This is a genomic window from Pseudarthrobacter sp. SORGH_AS 212, from assembly GCF_030818145.1.
Taxonomy (GTDB): Bacteria; Actinomycetota; Actinomycetes; order Actinomycetales; family Micrococcaceae; genus Arthrobacter.
Map to the genome: position 1 here is coordinate 986,165 of NZ_JAUTAA010000001.1, position 17,722 is coordinate 1,003,886.

A 17,722-nucleotide genomic window follows, 5' to 3' on the forward strand; every position below is an offset into this window, starting at 1 on the left:
CAACGGGCGCCTTTCGCCGGTGGAGTTCATGACGCACTTCATGGCGCTGAAAGCTGGGAGCGATGCCAGGAAGATCAACCATATGTTGATCGCGCGCGGGCAGCTCAGCGCCCTTCGGGCAACATGGACCTGAGTTCTTCTGCACGAAAAACGCTGGACTCGGGTGAATCTTCTGGCCTGCAAATCTAGGACTGCCCGGCTCCCCACGGTTCCCACGCCCAATAGTTGACCCACGCGACGGATTGCTTCGTCCACGTCCTCTGAGTCCTCAATCACCTGGAAGAGCTCGTCGCGCCGATCCATCGCCTGCACCAGAGCCTCGAGGATCATCAATTCTTCCCTGTGCCGCTCATCCTGATCCATACGGCTGCCGCTCATCCTGATCCATACGGCGATTCTTGCACGACCGGCAGTTTGTGAAACGACTCCATCCCGTTCGTGGATGCCTATCGGATGCAGGTTGAATTCACTAGACAAACTAGCTAGATGTGCTAGTTATATGTATGCTTACGAATGTTCCTGATGTTGCTTCCCAATGGAGTTGAGTGTCCTGGTTGCTTTCGCCGAAGTTTCACAGCCTGGTCCGGGCCCAGGTGTCGTATCACCGGCCGAAGGCATCGACCTCTCGGAAGGCCACACGGACTTCACCCGATCTACCCTGGACGGCACCACTGCGCCGCAGGTCGGACGGACGGTGCACTGCGGCGCTCCCATGCAGCCCTCGGCGCCGGTAATTGGGTTGGAAGCGGCGAGCCACACCCTAGTATCTGCGGCTGCAATCGAGACTGAGCCGTTTCCTGCCTCTCAAGACTCTACGGGGCATCTCATCGAACTCCTGCAGGAAATTGGTCAGGGACGTCACGAGGCCTTTTCGGAGTTCTACCGGCTCACCTCACGTCGGGTTTTCGGGGTGGTTCGCCGGGTAGTCCTCGAGCGAGGCCTCAGCGAGGAGGTGACCCAGGAAGTGTTCATTGTGGTCTGGCGTGACGCAGCAGCATACGATCCTGCGCTGGGAAGCCCGACCGGCTGGCTGCTGACGATCGCCCACCGCAGAGCGGTGGACAAGGTCCGATGGCATCAAAGCAGCACCAACCGTGATGCACGCTGGGCCTCCGCCTCCTGGACCCGTCCCTACGACGAGGTCGCAGCTTCCTCCATGGAGCGCATGGACGCGCTGCAACTCAGGAATTCACTGGCAGCACTGCAACGCGAAGCGATTGTCCTCGCATACTTCGGCCCTCTCACCTACCGCGAAGTCGCCGAAAGACTCTCAAAACCCCTGCCCACCATCAAATCCCGGATCCGGGATGGCCTAAAACAACTCCGAGAACAACTCGAACCGGCCTAAAGTCGAAAGCCGTCGAGAACCTCCGGTAAGCCAAAGTATGCCGAAAAAGCCAGCGGCCGGGCATCGGTGTCTCGTGCCTGACACAGTCAAAATCTCGGGGACTCCACTTGTTGCGTGGGTGAAGAACGCTGGTTATCCAGCGGTTCGTTTTTTCTCGTTCTCTGCTTTCACCACTTCAACGCTGGTTAGAGCCATCGTGCCGGCTGACCGCAGTGCCGGCAGAGAGATGTCGTCCTGCCGGTCATAGTCCTCCTGATATAGCCGCCCACAGCCCGGTAACGGCTTTGTCCATCTTTCAGCTGAGCATCGTTTTAGACGCCGCGCCATTCTCGGGCCTGTCAGTGTTGCGCTTGTTCGGGATGTTCTTTCCAACAGGCGAGGATGGTTGTTGCTGTCTGGTAGGAAAATTCCGCGGGAGTCATTTCGTTCGGGCCGAGTGGTGTGGTGATGTCCGTGGCGTTGACGTGGAGGATCATGTGGTCTTTGAGGAACACGACAGATCCGGCCTCGTTGCTGTAGGCGGGGAAGCCTAGATTGGCCAGGCCCTTGATGACGGTTGCGTTGGGGACTTCGACTTGCATCGCTTCGAAGTAGGTTCTGGCTGCGCTTTCGTCGGGGGTTTCCTTGACGGAGATGACCAGGTCGCCTTCGACGAGGTGGTAGGTGCAAGTGAAGATTTTGTCTTTGAAACTACTGACGCTGTGGGGTGCTTCGGGTAGTCCGAGCCGGGTGGCCATATCTTTCTGGACTTCGTCCCCGCACACCATTTGGGCCGCTTCGGTAGGTCCCTGGCTCGGGGTTGCACCGCTGACAGGGCCAGTGCCGTGGTGGCCCGTGGCCGGCGCGATTGATCCTGCAGCTGCCGGCGCGCCCGGGTTGCCGGTTCCGCTGGTGGCGGCGCATCCGGAGAGAAGAATTGCTGACGCGGCCAGGACGGTGACCCAACGATAGGGACGGTTCATGGTGGTTTAGTCCTGTGGGTTGAGAAGCGGGTGGTGGATTAGGGCCGGATTTTGGCGTAAATGACGTAGTTGTCGTCAAAGAGCCCTGTCGCGGGGTCGTACCCATCGCAGGTGATCAGGCGTAGTTCAGGTCCCGGAGTATTGCCGTAGACCTCGAACGTTGGGAAGTCGGTTTTGCTATAGGCGGCGCCCCGTTCGACGGTAAAGGTCACGGTTTTCCCGTCCTGGCTGGTGACGGTGACCGGATCTCCCGGGGCCAGGTCGCGGAGCCTGGCGAAAACCCCTGGTGTTCCGTTCGGGGAGTTCACGTGCCCCAGCATCACGGACGGACCGACGGTCCCGGGAACAGGAGAACCGTTGTACCAGCTCGCCGGGGCGTTGTTTTCGGTAGCGGACGGGACATCCAGTGACCTGTTTTCACGCAGTCCCAGGGAGAGCAGGTCAGTTTTCAGGTCTATCGCCGCAATGCTGAGGGACACCGGCGGTGAGGTGGGTGTGGTCGCTGCCGTTGTTGTGGGGGTTTGAAGCGGCTGCTGGGGCGAGGCCGAGGCCGGGGCAGAGGCAGTCGTCGAGGGTGCGGCAGGTTCTGCGGTCGGGGTATCCGGGGCTCCGCAGGCGGTCAGGGCGATAAGTGCGGCTACCGCCGGTGCCGAAAGGCACCAGCGGTAGCCGTTGAACTGTCTCATCTGGTGATGAACCGTTCCTTTGCTTATGCGGTGGCGCGGCGACGGACGACGTACGCGCCGCCGGCCAGGGCCACCAGCGCCAGTCCACCGCCCAGGGCCAGTCCAGCGGTGTTCGTGCCATCAGCTTCAGTGGCTACCCCGGTGTCAGCGCCGCCTGAAGGCATGGCCATGCCGGCTGTCAGCGTTCCACACAGTGCAGGGGACGTCGCGGCCAGGGGCAGAGACGGCACGAGATCCGAGGGGGCAGCCTGGGCGGCCGGGCTCAGCGTTGCCGGGTCAAGGCCGTGCACAACGACGACAGCTTTGCCGTCATGAAGAGCCGCAGCCGTCTCGGCGTTCAGCTCAAACATCCGGTCCACCGTGTAGCTTGCGCCTTGACCTGCGAGCTTCAGGTCAAGGCCTGCAGCCGGGCTGGTATCACCGCTGACTGAGAGCGTGGTGCCGATGGCGCCATAGAAAGGTGCGCCCTCGGTCGTGGAGACCACGCCGTCGCCGTCCTTATCAGCCGAAGGTGCCGGGCATACGCCCTGGGCACCGACGTGAATGTGCTGTACGTGGGGGTACGGGGCGTCCTTGAACGTTGCAGGCAAACCTGAAACCTTCAGCACGGCATGAGCCGTGTTGCCGGTGACATCAACGGTGACCGTTCCGGTTGCGGTGCTGCCATTAAGCTGGCCCAGCGTGGACTGGTACGAATGGTCACCATCGTGAGCCATTGCAGGAGCAGTAGACAGCGCCAGGGCACCAAGTGCCAATGTGGGGACGGCCAGAAGCCGAAGTGCCTTATTCATCAGGGAGACTCCTCATATGGGTAACAGTGGGATGAGCGAAGCACCAGTGGTTCGCGGCCAGTGACCATCGGGATGGGCCAGGCAGTGAAACAAAACACACCTCGAACAGCAGGAGCGTAACCCACAAAAACCGGTTAATAAGCATGCTTCGCTTCATGTTGTCCCAGGTCAGTACGCACTGCTAGACTGACCGGTCTGTCTGGTTGTGGTGTAATGTCAGCTGGGATGGCAAACACCCAGATTTCCCTAACAGCCCCGACAGGCGCCGCTGCCCGTTCACTGCCCCCGCAGGCTGGTGCGCGGGAACGCATCCTGGCTGCCGCTGATGAGCTGTTCGCGCAGCGCAGCATCCGCGATGTCGGCATCAATGAGCTGATACTCCGCGCCGGGGTCGCCAAGGCCACGTTCTACGGGCACTTCGCCTCCAAAGACGATCTGGTCCTGACCTTCCTCGAACGCTGCCACCAGACCCTCACTGTCGAGGCAATCATCGCTGAATGCAGAAGGGCAACCGACGACCCAACCGCCCAGTTACTGGTCATTTTCGACGTACTGGACGGATGGTTCCGCCGGGATGACTTCCAGGCGTGCGCGTTCGTGAGCACGATGCTGGAGATGGGCCCCACCCACCCCCTGGGAGAGGCAGCCATCAGCTATCTGGCCCAGGTAAGGGCCTTCATGCAAACCCTCGCCGAAGAGGCAGGCCTTGACCAACCGGACATATTTGCCCGGTCCTGCCACATTCTGACGAAGGGATCCATTATCTCGGCGGTCGAGGGAGACAGGGAGGCAGCCGTCCTGGCCCAACGAATGGCCGCTTCCCTCATCTCCGCCCACGGAGGCACCCCCGCCCTGGCAGCGAGCGGACCGTCGGTGGCCGGCAAGCTCACCCACTGACGACGACACCTGACAGGCCCATTTCCGGCCCCGCACCAGATACGGCTGGATCGCCCGCACCTGTGCTTCATCGCCAAAGAAACTGATGTACCCGCTCCACGTCGCATCGCTGCTGCAGGGCACCGAACATTGCGGTCACTGTAGCCCAACAGCGGACACCCCACCTTGTTGAAAAGAGACACGATGGCGTATTCACAGTTCGACCAATTCCTTCAGGAAGCCACCTATCGTGATCCCGAATCGGAATCGACCCTCGATAGGGATTCGTTCTATGGGCTATACACAAGCTGGTGCAGCATATCCAGCATCACTCCTCGGACAGAGCGCTCATTCTGGGCCGCGATGAGAACTCGCGTTGACCCCAGAGAAGGCATACGCATGACCGGACCTGCGGCCGCCAACTACATTCTCACCAGCTACCCCACCCTGCCATGAACCCCACCGCGACCGCACCGACAGGCAGCTACATTCCCCGCCACGCACACCAGCCACGAGGAAAACGCCTCTGGTGCCCGACATGCGACAACGACCTGCACCTCGAAGTCGAGTCACCGACCATTTCAGGTCGGCAGGAAGACACTCTCGCCGTAGCCATCCTCTGTCCCAACTGTCACAAATCACGGGTACTGGACACCACAGCAGAGCATCTCGCCGCACTGCCGACAGGGCACGCGCGGTAAAGGATCCTCTACCGCACAAGGCTAAGTCCATGAAACCGCCGAGAGCGGCGGGGTACCCCTGCCGCTCTCGGGCTGCGGTGTCATTTGGAGGACTACCCTCCACAGTGACGATGCCGTCGCCTCTGTCAATGCTCTGATGTGGTTTCATAAGGTTTCGGAGGCACAGTGGCTGAGTTCTTTCGCCTGTGGCGCCACCACAGGAAAAGACCCCAGAATCCGAGAGCCACGGCTAAGACTGCTGCAACTCCTCGCCACCAGACAAAAGGCTGCCACAGCGCGAACCAGATCGCCCAAACGAAGAACGAGGCGCTTATCCAAGGATCCGGAATTTTATCGGCCACGTGGCCACCTTTCGAATGTGGTAAGGAGTGAAGCAGACCACCAGCCAGCACAACTGGCAGGGGTGAGTCCGATGCCTGCCAACGTGCCGGCCAGGGCCCAGCCGACCACCGCTCCACCTGGGGCGAACACAGTAACCATGACCAAACCGACGTCCAAGGCGCAGGTCCAAGCACCTTGTTTGCCACCGATGTAGGCAACACTTTTGTCCGGCGAGGTGGGCCTCCATCGCGTACTTGGCGGATGGTTCAGACGCGGACCGCGCCTGCGGCCTCCGCCGACGCCCCGCCCGGGGCTTCGGCTGGCGTACCTATGCGGGTTTCGCTCCGCTTGGCAGCCGCCGCAGCGAAGGCCATAACGGCCACGCCCGCCAGGGTGATGACAGCTCCGGCCCAAATGGGCGATGTGTACCCGAAGCCTGCCGTAATGGTGACGCCGCCCAGCCAGGCGCCCAGGGCATTCCCCACATTGAAGGCACCGATGTTAGCGCCGGAGGCCAGGGTCGGCGCACACGGAGCGTACTTCATGACGCGCATCTGCAGTCCGGGAACGGTGGCGAACCCGAATCCTCCCATCAGCACCAGGGAGACCACGGACAGCACGGGGTTTGTTGCCGTCAAGGCGAACGCCACCAGGACCACAGCCAGGACGGCGAGCACCACCAGCAGGGTACGGTCCACGTTCCGATCCGCCGCTTTGCCGCCAAGGGTGTTACCGGCGAACAGCCCAACGCCAAACACGATCAGGAGCCACGGGACCGTTGAGGCCTCGAATCCCGACACTTCCGTCAGGGTGTACGCAATGTAGGTGAACGCCCCAAACATACCGCCGAAGCCCAGGACCGTCACTACGATGGACAGCCACACCTGGCCGGAGCGGAACGCGCCAAGCTCTGAACGCAGGCTTCCGCCGGCTTCAGCTGCGCCGGCCTGCCGGGGCACCAGCGCCAGGATGCCGGCGAGCGCCGCCACGCCGATCACGGTGATGGCCCAGAAGGTAGCCCGCCAACCAGCAGCCTGGCCCAGCAGCGTGCCGAACGGTACACCCAGGACGTTGGCGGCCGTGAGCCCGGTGAACATCAGGGCGATGGCACCGGCCTTCTTGCTGGGCGGCACCATGCCTGCGGCAACCACCGCCCCGATGCCGAAGAAGGCACCATGCGCGAGTGCGGCGATGACCCGCCCCAGCATCATGGGCCAGTAGTCAGCAGCCGTTGCGGACAGCAGGTTCCCGGCAATGAACAGCACCAGCAGGCCGGCCAGGACGGGTTTGCGCTCCAGTCTGGTCACGGCCGCCGTCAATCCCAGGGCGCCCACCACCACGGCGAGCGCGTAGCCCGAGATGAACCATCCGGCGGACGCCTCGCTCACCCCGAAGTCGGCGGCAACGTCAGGCAGGAGGCCCGCGATAACGAATTCGGTAAGTCCAATGCCAAACCCTCCAAGGGCGAGGGCGATCAGGCCAACAGGCATGGTGATGCTCCTTTGAGCTGTTCTGGTTGTTCTGAGGGGGAATGGCGCCTAAAATAGTTGCAGGCGCGGTATTTATTGTTGCACATGCAAATATACCGCGCAAGCAACTATTTCTATATCGCTGGCAGCGGTCCTCCGCAGCCGCTTACCGGAAGGAGTATCCATGGGCATCAAGGACGACGCCGTCGAGGTCCGCGCGCAGGGCTGGCGCACCCTGGCGGCCCTGCATGGCCTGATCGAGGGCGAGCTGGAACGGTCCCTTCAGGCGGAGTCCCAACTGTCCGTGGTGGAGTACACCGTCCTGGACGCCTTGAACCGCCAGGACGGCTGGCACATGCGCATGCAGCAGCTGGCCCGCGCCACGGCCCTCAGCCCCAGTGCCACCACCCGCCTGGTGAACCGGCTCGAGGACCGGGGCCTTCTGACCAGGATCCTCTGCGACGACGACCGGAGGGGCATCTACACCGAGCTCACCCCCAGCGGAAGCACGCTGCTTGCCGAAGCCCGCCCGGTCCACGACGCCACGCTGGAACGTGCGCTTGAACAGGCGCAGCGGCTGCCGGAACTTGCACCCCTGGTGGGTGCGCTGCCCACGCTTCACGTTCCGGCGTAGTCACGGCCCAACCTTCCAGCACCAACAGAAGATGCCCCTCCGGGAATCACCGGAGGGGCATCACCTGTTGTGGCGCAACGATAGGCGGCCGGGCTAGTTCAGCTTCCCGGCGGCGGCCCCGGGCTTCTGCCCGGCTACGTTCTTGAAGTAGTGCTCCAGGTCCTCGAGGCTCTTGTCCTTGGTCTCCGGAACGTACTTCGCGGCAAATGCGATGGCACCCACACCCAGTACGGCGAAAACAAAGAACGTGTTGGACAGCCCGATGGCCGCAAGGAGCTGCGGGAAGCCAAAGCCCACCAGGAAGTTGACGATCCACAGCAGGAACGCAGACGCGCCCATGCCCAGGCCGCGGATCTTCAGCGGGAAGATCTCGGACAGCATCAGCCAGGTGACCGGTGAGATGGCGCCCTGTTGGAAGGCCAGGAACGTCACGGTAAGCGCCAGGATGACGAAACCCCGGACGGAGCCCTCCGGCAGGATCAGTGAGAAGAACCCGATCAGCAGCAGCGCCGTCGTGGTGCCTGCCTGTCCGGTGATCAGCATCCTGCGGCGCCCCACTTTGCCCAGCAGCCAGATGCCTACGAAAGTGGCCAGCACCGAGATGACGCCGTTGGCAATGTTGGCGGTCAGTGCCGCTTCGCGGCCGAAGCCCGACTCCGATAGGATCTGGGTGCCGTAGTACATGATCGAGTTGACGCCGGTGATCTGCTGGATCACCGCCAGGCCCAGCCCCACGAAGAAAATCCGGCGGAGCCACGGAATGCCGAGGTCCTTCCAGGTGCCCATCTTGGACTTGTAGTCCTCCACGGCCATGGCTTTGACTTCCTCGAACTCCTTCCGGGCCTCCTCCTGGGACCGGATCCGCTGCAGCACGCTGAGCGTTTCGCCGAAGCTGCCCATCGAAGCGAGCCAGCGGGGGCTCTCGGGCATGAAGTTCATCCCGATCCACAGCGCGATGGCAGGAAGGGTCGCGATCACCAGCATCCAGCGCCAGATGCCGCCGGCCTCGCCGAAGGTGTTGCCGAGGTAGGCATTGAAGATAAAGGCCAGCAGCTGGCCGGTGACGATCATCAGCTCGTTCTGCGTGACGATCCGCCCGCGCCGGTCGCTCGGTGACACTTCCGCAAGGTACACCGGAACCGTCACGGAGGCACCGCCCACGGCCAGGCCCAGTACGAACCTCGCAGCGATCATCACTTCAGTGGTCGGCGAAAAGGTGCAGGCGAGCGTGCCGGCCAGGAAGATGACGGCCAGGACCATGATCATCTTGCGGCGGCCGTTGCGGTCGGCCAGCCGGCCGCCGAACAGTGCACCGAAGGCCGCACCGAACAGCAGCGAGGATGTCACCAGGCCCTCTGTGAGCGGCGTCAGGCCGAGGTCCTCCTGCATGTACGGCAGCGCGCCGTTGATCACGCCGGTGTCGTAGCCGAACAGCAGGCCGCCGAACGTAGAGATGATGGTGACTGTCCGGAGCGCCTTCTTGTGGTTCCCGGGCTTGGTTTCCGTATGCGCAGGCACACTCATACGCTGACCTTCTGGACGTACTGCTGGATGGTGTCCAGTTGGTACCGGGACACCTCGTCTGCGTTGTCGTCCTCGGCGAAGACGCTGGAAACCATCACGGTGTCCTCGCGGTCCAGGAAGCCGATTTCCTTCAGTCCGCCGAAGAACTCGTCCCAGTTCACGTCGCCGTCGCCAACCTTCAGGTGCTGGTGGACGCGGACCGGGTTGCCCGGCGGGTTGGTGATGTAGCGCAGGCCGTGCGAGGCGTGGTGGTCCATGGTGTCGGCCACGTGGACCAGGCGCAGCTTGTCCCCCGCCGCGCGCATGATCTCAAGCGGCTGGTTCTTCATGTGGAAGCTGTGCGAGGCCACGTAGACCATGCCCACGTTCTTCGAGTTCACGCCCCGGATCACGCGGATGGCCGCCAGGCCCTCTTCCACGAAGTCGTCGGGGTGGGGGTCGATCAGCAGGTCGATGCCCTCACGTTCGATGATGGGCAGCAGTTCCTCCATGGACCGGTAGAAAGCCCGCTCGGATTCCTCGGCCTTTTCGGGCCGGCCGCTGAACTCCGTGTTCATGGTGCTGACGCCCAGGTCCACAGCAATCTGGATGGCTCGCTTCCAGTACCGGACCGCCGCTTCACGGGCGTCCTCGTCCGGTCCGGACCAGCGGAGCACCGGGAGAATGGACGCGATTTCGATCCCGGTGTCCTTGCAGGCCTTGCCCAGCTGGCCAACGAGCTCATCGTCGGCCTTGGGGTGGTTGTAGAACGGGATAAAGTCCGCGTGCGGGGTCATCTGCATGTACTTGTAGCCAAGGTCCGCCACCACCCGCGGAAACTCCAGGAGACTGTGCGAGTGGTGGTACGGGGTGGGGTCAAGTGCGATTTTCACGTAAACACTCCATTGTGGATCAGGAAGGCCGGAAAGGTGGAACTAGCTGTAGAGGTCCGGCTTGGCGGCCAGCTTCACTGCCACCTTCTCGCCGTTCTTCTGCGCTTCGACGCCGGCTTCGCAGCACGCTGCGGTGGCGTACCCGTCCCAGGCGGAGGGGCCGCCGATTTCGCCCCTAAGTGCCGCGTCCACCCAAGACTGGATTTCGACGTCGTACGCCGCACCGAAGCGCTCCTCGAACCCGGGCGTGACGTTGCCGCCCCAGCGGCCGGCGCTGCGGGTGTAGGGGCCCTTGTCACCGCCGATGCTGACGACGCCCTCCTCGAAGGACGCCTGGGTAGCCACTTCGTAGCCGTACTTTGCGTTGACGTAGATTTCGACGTCGGCCAGGACACCGGACTCCGTTTCGATCAGGACGTGCTGGGGGTCGTGCTGGCCGGCCGGGGCGTTCTTCGTGGCCTTGCCGAGGCGGACCTGGACAGAGGTGATTTCCTCGCCGGTGAAGAACCGGATGGCGTCAAACTCGTGGACCACGGAGTCATTGATCAGCATCTCGTTGGTGAAGCCTGCCGGGGTGGTGGGGTTGCGGTGCTGATGGTGGAGCATCAGCAGTTCGCCGAGTTCCTGGTTCCGGATGATGGAGCCAAGGGCGGCGTACTCGGCGTCGAAGCGGCGCATGAAGCCCACCTGGATGCGCTTGCGGCCCAAGGCCACCTCAGCCTCGACGATTTTCAGCGAGGACTCTGCATCCGGGGTCAGCGGCTTTTCGCAGAGGATGGGGATGTCCTTGGCGATGGCCTTGAAAAGGATGTCCTCGTGCAGGAAGCCGGGGGTGGCGATGAGGACGGCGTTGACGTCGCCGTTGTTGAGCGCTTCCTCGGCGTCAGCGAGGGCCACAGCGCCCGGGATGCCTTCGATGGCGGCCTCGGCACGGGCGAGGTCAACGTCGACGACGGCGGCCACTTCGGCGCCGTGGATTCGCTGGTGGAGCCGCTGGATGTGGTCGGCGCCCATGCGCCCGGCACCGATGACGGCGACGCGGAGGGTTTCAGTCATTGTTCTGTCCTTTGGGATCTGGAGGGAGTGGGCTGTGCTGGTCCGTCAGCTGACGGCGGTGCGGGAACCGCAGGACAGCAGGTAGTTACGGGTGCGCTTGGCGATCGGCATGGGGACGTCGAAGGCCACCGGGTACATGTCCTGCTCCACGATCCCGAAGATGGGGCGGTTCAGTGCCTCCACTGCTTCGATGACGGCGCGCAGGTCGGGCAGCCCGTTCGGCGGCTCGGTCATCACGCCGGCGAGGTTGGCTGCCGCCCAGGTCATGTTTTCCTCGTTGACCTTCTTGAGGATGTCCGGGTTGATCTGCTTCAGGTGCAGGTAGCCGATGCGGTCCGGGTAGTTCTTGATCAGTTCCAAGCTGGAAGCACCGCAGTATTCGGCGTGGCCGGTGTCCAGGCACAGGTTCAGGTACTTCGAATCCGTTGCGGCGAGCAAGGTTTCGATGTCCGCTTGTGCGCCCACGTGCGAGTCTGCGTGCGAGTGGAACTGCTGCTGCAGGCCGAAGTCCTCCAACAGGGTCTTGCCCAGCCGGTTGTGCCCTGCGAACAAGTCGCTCCAGGCCTTCTCTGTGAGCTGGCCGCTTTCCACGGCTTCGCCGGTGACGTCGTCCCGCCACATGGCCGGAATGACCACGATGTGCTCGCCACCCATTGCGGCGGTGAGTTCGGCCACTTTGCGGGCCGGTTCCCAGGCGGTCTCCCACTGGTCAAGGCCGCGGTGGAAGGCCGTGAACACCGTGCCGGCGGTGACCTTGAGGTCGCGCTGCTTCAGTTCCTCCGCCAGGCGGGCGGGATCGTTGGGCAGGTAGCCGTAGGGGCCCAGTTCGATCCACTTGTAGCCGGACTCGGCCACCTCGTCGAGGAAGCGCTCCCACGGGGTCTGCTGGGGATCGTCCGCAAACCAGACTCCCCAGGAATCAGGAGCGGTGCCGATGATCAGCTTGTTCTCAGTCATGACAGCGTTGTCTCTCTCTGGTGTCAGTTGGAGGGGAAGTTGTAGGAGGCGCCGGAGGCGTGGTGGGTTTCGGGCCAGCGGGAGGTGATGACCTTGCCGCGGGTGTAGAAGGATACGCCTTCGGGGCCGTAGATGTGCTTGTCGCCGAAGAGGGAAGCCTTCCAGCCGCCGAAGGAGTGGTAGGCCACCGGCACGGGCAGCGGCACGTTGATGCCGATCATGCCCACGGTGACGGAGCGCTGGAACTTGCGGGCGGCCGCGCCGGAGGAGGTGAAGATGGCGGTGCCGTTGCCGTAGGGGTTGGCGTTGATCAGGGCGATGCCGTCTTCGAGGGTGTCGACGCGGACCACGACGAGGACGGGGCCGAAGATTTCCTCCTGGTAGGCGGTCATTTCGGTCTTGACGTGGTCCAGGACGGTGGGGCCAACCCAGAAGCCGTCTTCGTGGCCGGGGACCACGAGGTCGCGGCCGTCAACCACCATGGCGGCGCCGGCGGTTTCGGCTTCGGTGACAATCCGCAGGATGCGTTCCTTGGAGGCGGGGGTGATGACCGGGCCCATTTCTGCGTCGGGTTCGGTGCCGTTGTTGACCTTGACGGCTTCGGCGCGTTCCTGGACCTTGGCGACGAGGGCGTCGGCAGCCTCCCCGACGGCGACAGCGACGGAGATGGCCATGCAGCGTTCGCCGGCGGAACCGAAGGCGGCGGCGGCCAGGTGGTCGGCGGCGTTGTCGAGGTCGGCGTCGGGCAGGATGATGGCGTGGTTCTTCGCCCCGCCCAGGGCCTGGACGCGCTTGCCGTGCTTGGTGGCGGTTTCGTGGACATACTGGGCGATCGGGGTCGAACCAACAAAGCTGATGCCGTCCACGTCCGGGTGGGTCAGCAGCCCGTCCACGGTTTCCTTGTCACCGTGCAGGACCTGGAACACACCGTCCGGGAGGCCGGCTTCCTTCCAGAGCTTGGCGAGCAGCAAGGAGGCGGAGGGGTCGCGTTCGGAGGGCTTGAGGATGAACGCGTTCCCGGTGGCGATGGCCATCGGCGCCATCCACAGCGGCACCATGACGGGGAAGTTGAACGGAGTAATGCCGGCCACCACGCCGAGGGGTTCGCGGAAGGAGAACACATCGATGCCGGTGGAGACCTGGTCGGAGTAGTCGCCCTTGAGGAGGGTGGGGACGCCGCAGGCGTATTCGATAACCTCGAGGCCGCGGCCGATTTCGCCCTTGGCGTCGGAGAGGACCTTGCCGTGCTCGGCGGTGATCAGCTCGGCAAGGTCGTCCACGTGGGCGGCGACGAGTTCACGGAACTTGAACAGAACAGCGGTGCGCTTGGCCAGGGAAATATCGCCCCAGGTATCGGCAGCGGCGCGTGCGGCCGCGACGGTGGCGTCCAGGTCGGCGCGGTTGGCCAGGCGCAGCTCAGCGGAGACCTGGCCGGTGGCCGGGTTGTAGACCGGGGTGGTGCGGTCCCCCTCGCCGGCGGTTTCAGCGCCGTTGATGAAGTGGTTGATGACGGTGGTTTCGGTGGTTATGGCAGTCATGGGACTCTTCCTTGAGTGGTTCGAAGGGGATGGAGGTACAGGGTCAGCCGAGCAGTTTGCGCTGACGGGACTTGTGGTCGGTGTAGGTCTGGAAGGCCTGCTGGGTGGAATCCAGTTCGGACACCTGGGAGACGGGGACATCCCACCACGATTCCGACGACGGCGCGTCCAGCAGGGGGTCGGATTCGACGTGGATCAGGATGGGCCCGGTTCCTTCCGGGGCAGCCTTCGCGTCCCGGACGGCCTGTTCGAGTTCGGCGATGACCTTCTCGCCCGGTTCGATCCGGATGACCTTCACACCGAGGGACTCGGCGTTAAGGGCCAGGTCCACGGGCAGGGTCTCCCCCGCGTCGAAGCTGTGCTGCTCTTCGTTCAGTGCCCGGTACTGGGTGCCGAAGCGCTGCGAACCCAACGATTCGGAGAGCGAGCCGATCGATGCGTAGCCGTGGTTCTGGATCAGCACCACGATCAGTTTGATGCGTTCGGCGACGGCGGTGACCAGTTCGGTGTGCATCATCAGGTAGGAACCGTCGCCCACCATCACGACGACGTCGCGCACCTCAGCCGCGCCGGTCCCGGCGGGGCCGCCTGCCGCCGTCGTGCTCGCCGCTTCGGCGAGGGCTGCGCGCTTGACTCCGAGGCCGCCGGGGATTTCGTAGCCCATGCAGGAGTAGGCGTATTCGACGTGGTAGCCGAATGGGTCGCGGACGCGCCACATCTTGTGCAGGTCTCCGGGCAGGGACCCGGCGGCGCAAATCACGACGTCGCGGGCGTCCATGGCTTTGTTGGTAGCGCCGATGATCGCGTTCTGGCTCACCAGCGGCGCGTAGTCCTGGGCGAAGGCCTCGTCGACCGTGGCGTCCCAGCGCTTCTTCTCGGAGGCAATCTGCTGTTCGAGGTCGGCGCCGATCCGGTATCCGCCCAGGGCCGCGTTGAGCTTGACCAGTGCCTTGCGGGCGTCGGCGACGATCGGCAGCGTAGTGCCGTGCTTGTACGCGTCGATCGGGGCGACGTTGATGTTGAGGAAGCGCACGTCCGGGTTCTGGAACGCTGTCCGGGACGCGGTGGTGAAGTCCTCGTAGCGGGTTCCGATACCAATGATCAGGTCCGCCTCGGCTGCGATGGCGTTCGCCGCCGTCGTGCCGGTGGAACCGATCGCGCCGAGGGACTGGGCGTGGTCCCAGGGCAGGACGCCGACGCCGGCCTGCGTGTTGCCCACCGGAATGCCGGTGAGCTCGGCGAACTTCGCCAGTTCGTCGTTGGCGTAGGCGTAGAGGACGCCGCCGCCGGCAATGATCAGCGGACGTTTCGCGGAGCGGATCGCTGCGACGGCGCGGGCGATGTCATCAGCATCAGCGTCGGGGCGGCGGATCCGCCACTCCCGTTCGGCCAGGAACTCCCCGGGGACATCGAAGGCCTCAGCCTGGACGTCCTGCGGCAGGGAAATGGTCACCGCGCCGGTCTCGGCCGGGTCGGTGAGGACGCGCAGGCCGTGGTGGAAGGCGGAGAACAGCTGCTCGGGCCGGTTGACCCGGTCGAAGAACTTCGACAACGGCCGGAACGCATCATTGACCGTGATGTCGTACGCGTAGGGCTGCTCCAGCTGCTGGAGGACCGGGTCAGCGGCCCGCGTGGCGAACGTGTCACTGGGCAGCAACAGCACGGGCAGGCGGTTGGTGGTGGCCAACGCGGCACCGGTCAGCAGGTTCGAGGAACCGGGGCCGATGGAGGTGCTGATCGCATAGGTCTGGCGGCGGCGGGTGTGCCGGGCGTAGCCGACGGCCTGGTGGACCTGGGCCTGTTCGTTCCGGCCCTGGTAGTACGGCATGACGGCCGGGTCCAGCTGCTGGTACTGCTTCAGCGCCTGGCCCACACCGGCCACGTTGCCGTGCCCGAAGATCCCGAACGTGCCCGGGATGAGCCGCTCGCGGTACTCCACCCCGTTGATGGAGTCAACGGTGTACTGCTTGGAAAGGTATTCGACGACGGCCTGGGCCACCGTCATCCTGCGCGTAGTTGTGCCCATGGCGGTTTACTCCGGAATTTCTGTGGTGTGGTGCAGGAGCGAGGCTGCGCTGGCGACTGCGCCGGCAACGTCACCGTCCGCGGGGTAGAGCAGGGTCCGGCCTACGGTGAGGCCTTGGACGCCTGGCAGGGACAGGGCAGCTCCCCAGGTGGCGAAGACTTCGTCCTGGGACCCTGCCGGATCCCCGCCCAAGAGGACGGTGGGCATGGTGGTGGCAGCCATGACGCGTTCCATGTCCGCAACGACCGGCAACTTCATCCAGGTGTAGGCGCTGGTGGAGCCGAGGCCTTCTGCGATGCCAATGGACTTGATCACCGCGTTGGTGGACAGGTCGTTGCGGACCCTGCCGTTTTCACGGACGGACAGGAAGGGCTCCACCATGGCGATCAGCTTCCGCTCCGCCAGCGAATCAATGGCTTTGGCGGTGGCTTCGAGGGTGGCGACGGTGTCCGGGTCGCCCAAGCAGATGCGGGTCAGCATCTTGCCGCCGTCGGCACCGAGTACTTCGAGGGCGGCGGCGGTGTGGCCGGTGAACCGGTCATCGAACTCATTGACCAGGCCGGCCAGGCCGCCGCGGTTCATTGACCCGAAGACCAGCTTGCCGTCGAGGGCACCCAGCAGGAGCAGGTCATCCATGATGTCCGGGGAGGCCAGGACACCGTCAACGGCCGGGTTGGCCAGCGCGATCTGCAGCCGGTCCAGCAGCTGGCGGCGGTCCGCCATGGCCACGGGGTCCGATCCGACGGCCAGCGCGCCCCGGGCGGGGTGGTCCGCGGCGACAATGAAGTTCTGCCGGCCGGCCTTGAGGCCCGGATGGCGGCGGCGCGACTTGGCCGCACGGGCCACGGCCTCAGGGTCTTCCAGCCGGATGGTGCTCAGGTGCTCGTACCGGCGGGGATCATCGTCCACGGCCCGGCCAGTGCTAACGGGGGTGAGGGTCACAGTGCTGCTCCTTCGGGAATGGAGGCGCCGGAAACGGCACCCGGCACGGTACGGCCGCGTTCGGCCAGCAGCGAGGTGACTTCCTCCGGCGTCGGCATGGCATCAGCGCAGGAGAGGCGGGAGGCGACAATGGCGCCGGCGGCGTTGGCGTAGTCCAGGACCTGTTCGAGCGGCCAGCCCGAGAGCAGGCCGTGGCAGAAGGCACCGCCGAACGAATCCCCGGCACCGAGTCCATTCAGGGTTTCCACCGGGACTGGTGCGGAGACGACGCGCTCGGTGCGGGTCTTGGCCATGACGCCCTCGGCGCCCAGCTTGACGACGGCGATTTCCACACCGGCGGCCAGGAGGCGGTCCGCCTGCTCGTCGGGGGTCCCCTCCCCCACTGCGACGGCGCATTCCTTGTCGTTGCCGATGGCGACGGTAACATGCGGCAGGATCTTGGCGACCTCGGCCCGGGCTTCCTCCTCGGCGGCCCAGAACATCGGCCGGTAATCCAGGTCCAGGATGGTGAACTGGCCCTCGGCGAGCCCGGTACGGGGGCGCGCTTCGTGCGCGGCGATGTGGGCGCTGCGGCTGGGCTCCTGGCAGAGGCCCGTGACAGTGGACCAGAAGATCCCTGCATCGCGGATCGCGTCCAGATCCAGCTCTTCGGCTTTGATCTGCAGGTCCGGTGCCGTGGGGAAGCGCCCGTAGAAATAGAGCGGGAATTCGTCCGTGGCGGGCTTGATGGCGCAGAAGGTCACAGCGGTGGGCCAGTCCTGAACCGGCGTCACGAAGGTGTCATCGACGTTGAACTTGTGCAGTTCGCGGTGCAGGTAGGTGCCGAACGCGTCATCCCCGGTGCGGGTGATAACGCCGGTCCGGCGGCCGTGCCGGGCGGCGGCAACGGCAACGTTCGAGGGCGAACCACCCAGGTACTTGCCGAAGGAGTTAACGTCCTCCAGGCCAACCCCGATGTCGTTCGGGTAGATATCAACGCTGATGCGCCCGATCGTAAGAAGCTCATGGGTCACGGTGAT

15 protein-coding genes are annotated in these 17,722 nt (G+C 64.3%); 3 read left to right on the forward strand and 12 right to left on the reverse strand.

Annotated features, from left to right (window positions below; genetic code table 11):
- Positions 1 to 535 precede the first annotated feature (535 nt).
- On the forward strand, positions 536 to 1,348 hold the full coding sequence (locus QE394_RS04375; RefSeq protein ID WP_349033831.1) for a sigma-70 family RNA polymerase sigma factor: 813 nt from the start codon (positions 536 to 538) through the stop codon (positions 1,346 to 1,348).
- Between the two features lie 338 nt (positions 1,349 to 1,686).
- On the opposite strand, the gene QE394_RS04380 is transcribed toward QE394_RS04375, so the two are convergent.
- Genes QE394_RS04380 through QE394_RS04390 form a run of 3 tightly spaced genes read right to left on the reverse strand, consistent with a single transcriptional unit; the run spans position 1,687 to position 3,787 of the window.
- Positions 1,687 to 2,310, reverse strand: coding sequence for a hypothetical protein (locus QE394_RS04380; RefSeq protein ID WP_314215409.1), 624 nt, complete (start codon positions 2,308 to 2,310; stop codon positions 1,687 to 1,689).
- Positions 2,311 to 2,348: 38 nt separating this feature from the next.
- Positions 2,349 to 2,996, reverse strand: coding sequence for a class F sortase (locus tag QE394_RS04385; RefSeq protein WP_349033832.1), 648 nt, complete (start codon positions 2,994 to 2,996; stop codon positions 2,349 to 2,351).
- A gap of 23 nt (positions 2,997 to 3,019) precedes the next feature.
- Entirely contained in the window at positions 3,020 to 3,787 is a 768-nt protein-coding gene (locus QE394_RS04390) for a hypothetical protein (protein ID WP_349033833.1), read from the reverse strand.
- Positions 3,788 to 4,012: 225 nt separating this feature from the next.
- On the opposite strand from QE394_RS04390, the gene QE394_RS04395 reads away from it, so the two are divergent.
- Positions 4,013 to 4,684 (forward strand): TetR/AcrR family transcriptional regulator, encoded by a 672-nt coding sequence (locus QE394_RS04395; RefSeq protein ID WP_349033834.1) that lies wholly within the window; start codon positions 4,013 to 4,015, stop codon positions 4,682 to 4,684.
- A 1,267-nt stretch (positions 4,685 to 5,951) separates the two neighbouring features.
- Here the strand turns inward: QE394_RS04395 and QE394_RS04400 are convergent.
- The gene (locus tag QE394_RS04400; protein WP_349033835.1) at positions 5,952 to 7,175 is read right to left on the reverse strand and encodes an MFS transporter; all 1,224 of its coding nucleotides are present in this window, start codon (positions 7,173 to 7,175) and stop codon (positions 5,952 to 5,954) included.
- Positions 7,176 to 7,338: 163 nt separating this feature from the next.
- Here QE394_RS04400 and QE394_RS04405 point away from each other — a divergent pair, with 163 nt between their 5' ends.
- Positions 7,339 to 7,788 carry a MarR family transcriptional regulator gene (locus tag QE394_RS04405; protein WP_349033836.1) on the forward strand — a complete coding sequence of 150 codons (450 nt, stop codon included), beginning with the start codon at positions 7,339 to 7,341 and terminating at the stop codon, positions 7,786 to 7,788.
- A 93-nt stretch (positions 7,789 to 7,881) separates the two neighbouring features.
- Here QE394_RS04405 and QE394_RS04410 read toward each other — a convergent pair whose 3' ends face one another.
- The 8 genes from QE394_RS04410 to iolC are packed head-to-tail and all read right to left on the reverse strand — an operon-like array spanning position 7,882 to position 17,716.
- A complete protein-coding gene (locus QE394_RS04410) occupies positions 7,882 to 9,306 on the reverse strand; it encodes a sugar porter family MFS transporter (RefSeq protein WP_349033837.1) in 1,425 nt (474 codons plus the stop codon).
- Between the two features lie 2 nt (positions 9,307 to 9,308).
- Positions 9,309 to 10,184 carry a sugar phosphate isomerase/epimerase family protein gene (locus QE394_RS04415; protein ID WP_349033838.1) on the reverse strand — a complete coding sequence of 292 codons (876 nt, stop codon included), beginning with the start codon at positions 10,182 to 10,184 and terminating at the stop codon, positions 9,309 to 9,311.
- Positions 10,185 to 10,226: 42 nt separating this feature from the next.
- The gene (locus tag QE394_RS04420; RefSeq protein ID WP_349033839.1) at positions 10,227 to 11,240 is read right to left on the reverse strand and encodes a Gfo/Idh/MocA family oxidoreductase; all 1,014 of its coding nucleotides are present in this window, start codon (positions 11,238 to 11,240) and stop codon (positions 10,227 to 10,229) included.
- Positions 11,241 to 11,285: 45 nt separating this feature from the next.
- A complete protein-coding gene (locus QE394_RS04425; RefSeq protein ID WP_056083841.1) occupies positions 11,286 to 12,197 on the reverse strand; it encodes a sugar phosphate isomerase/epimerase in 912 nt (303 codons plus the stop codon).
- A gap of 23 nt (positions 12,198 to 12,220) precedes the next feature.
- Entirely contained in the window at positions 12,221 to 13,735 is a 1,515-nt protein-coding gene (locus tag QE394_RS04430; protein WP_261619429.1) for a CoA-acylating methylmalonate-semialdehyde dehydrogenase, read from the reverse strand.
- A 43-nt stretch (positions 13,736 to 13,778) separates the two neighbouring features.
- Positions 13,779 to 15,761: a 3D-(3,5/4)-trihydroxycyclohexane-1,2-dione acylhydrolase (decyclizing) gene (gene iolD, locus QE394_RS04435; RefSeq protein WP_349033840.1), complete on the reverse strand. Its 1,983-nt coding sequence runs from the start codon at positions 15,759 to 15,761 to the stop codon at positions 13,779 to 13,781.
- A 6-nt stretch (positions 15,762 to 15,767) separates the two neighbouring features.
- Positions 15,768 to 16,703, reverse strand: a complete 936-nt coding sequence (locus QE394_RS04440; protein WP_349033841.1) for a deoxyribose-phosphate aldolase — start codon at positions 16,701 to 16,703, stop codon at positions 15,768 to 15,770.
- Positions 16,700 to 17,716, reverse strand: coding sequence for a 5-dehydro-2-deoxygluconokinase (iolC, locus tag QE394_RS04445; protein WP_349033842.1), 1,017 nt, complete (start codon positions 17,714 to 17,716; stop codon positions 16,700 to 16,702). Before iolC ends, QE394_RS04440 begins: the two co-directional genes overlap by 4 nt.
- Positions 17,717 to 17,722: the final 6 nt, after the last annotated feature.

Coding starts and splice junctions, on each gene's coding strand:
- QE394_RS04375 (WP_349033831.1), top strand. CDS start 536: ATGGAGTTGAGTGTCCTGGTTGCTTTCGCCGAAGTTTCACAGCCTGGT.
- QE394_RS04380 (WP_314215409.1), bottom strand. CDS start 2,310: ATGAACCGTCCCTATCGTTGGGTCACCGTCCTGGCCGCGTCAGCAATT.
- QE394_RS04385 (WP_349033832.1), bottom strand. CDS start 2,996: ATGAGACAGTTCAACGGCTACCGCTGGTGCCTTTCGGCACCGGCGGTA.
- QE394_RS04390 (WP_349033833.1), bottom strand. CDS start 3,787: ATGAATAAGGCACTTCGGCTTCTGGCCGTCCCCACATTGGCACTTGGT.
- QE394_RS04395 (WP_349033834.1), top strand. CDS start 4,013: ATGGCAAACACCCAGATTTCCCTAACAGCCCCGACAGGCGCCGCTGCC.
- QE394_RS04400 (WP_349033835.1), bottom strand. CDS start 7,175: ATGCCTGTTGGCCTGATCGCCCTCGCCCTTGGAGGGTTTGGCATTGGA.
- QE394_RS04405 (WP_349033836.1), top strand. CDS start 7,339: ATGGGCATCAAGGACGACGCCGTCGAGGTCCGCGCGCAGGGCTGGCGC.
- QE394_RS04420 (WP_349033839.1), bottom strand. CDS start 11,240: ATGACTGAAACCCTCCGCGTCGCCGTCATCGGTGCCGGGCGCATGGGC.
- QE394_RS04425 (WP_056083841.1), bottom strand. CDS start 12,197: ATGACTGAGAACAAGCTGATCATCGGCACCGCTCCTGATTCCTGGGGA.
- QE394_RS04430 (WP_261619429.1), bottom strand. CDS start 13,735: ATGACTGCCATAACCACCGAAACCACCGTCATCAACCACTTCATCAAC.
- iolD (WP_349033840.1), bottom strand. CDS start 15,761: ATGGGCACAACTACGCGCAGGATGACGGTGGCCCAGGCCGTCGTCGAA.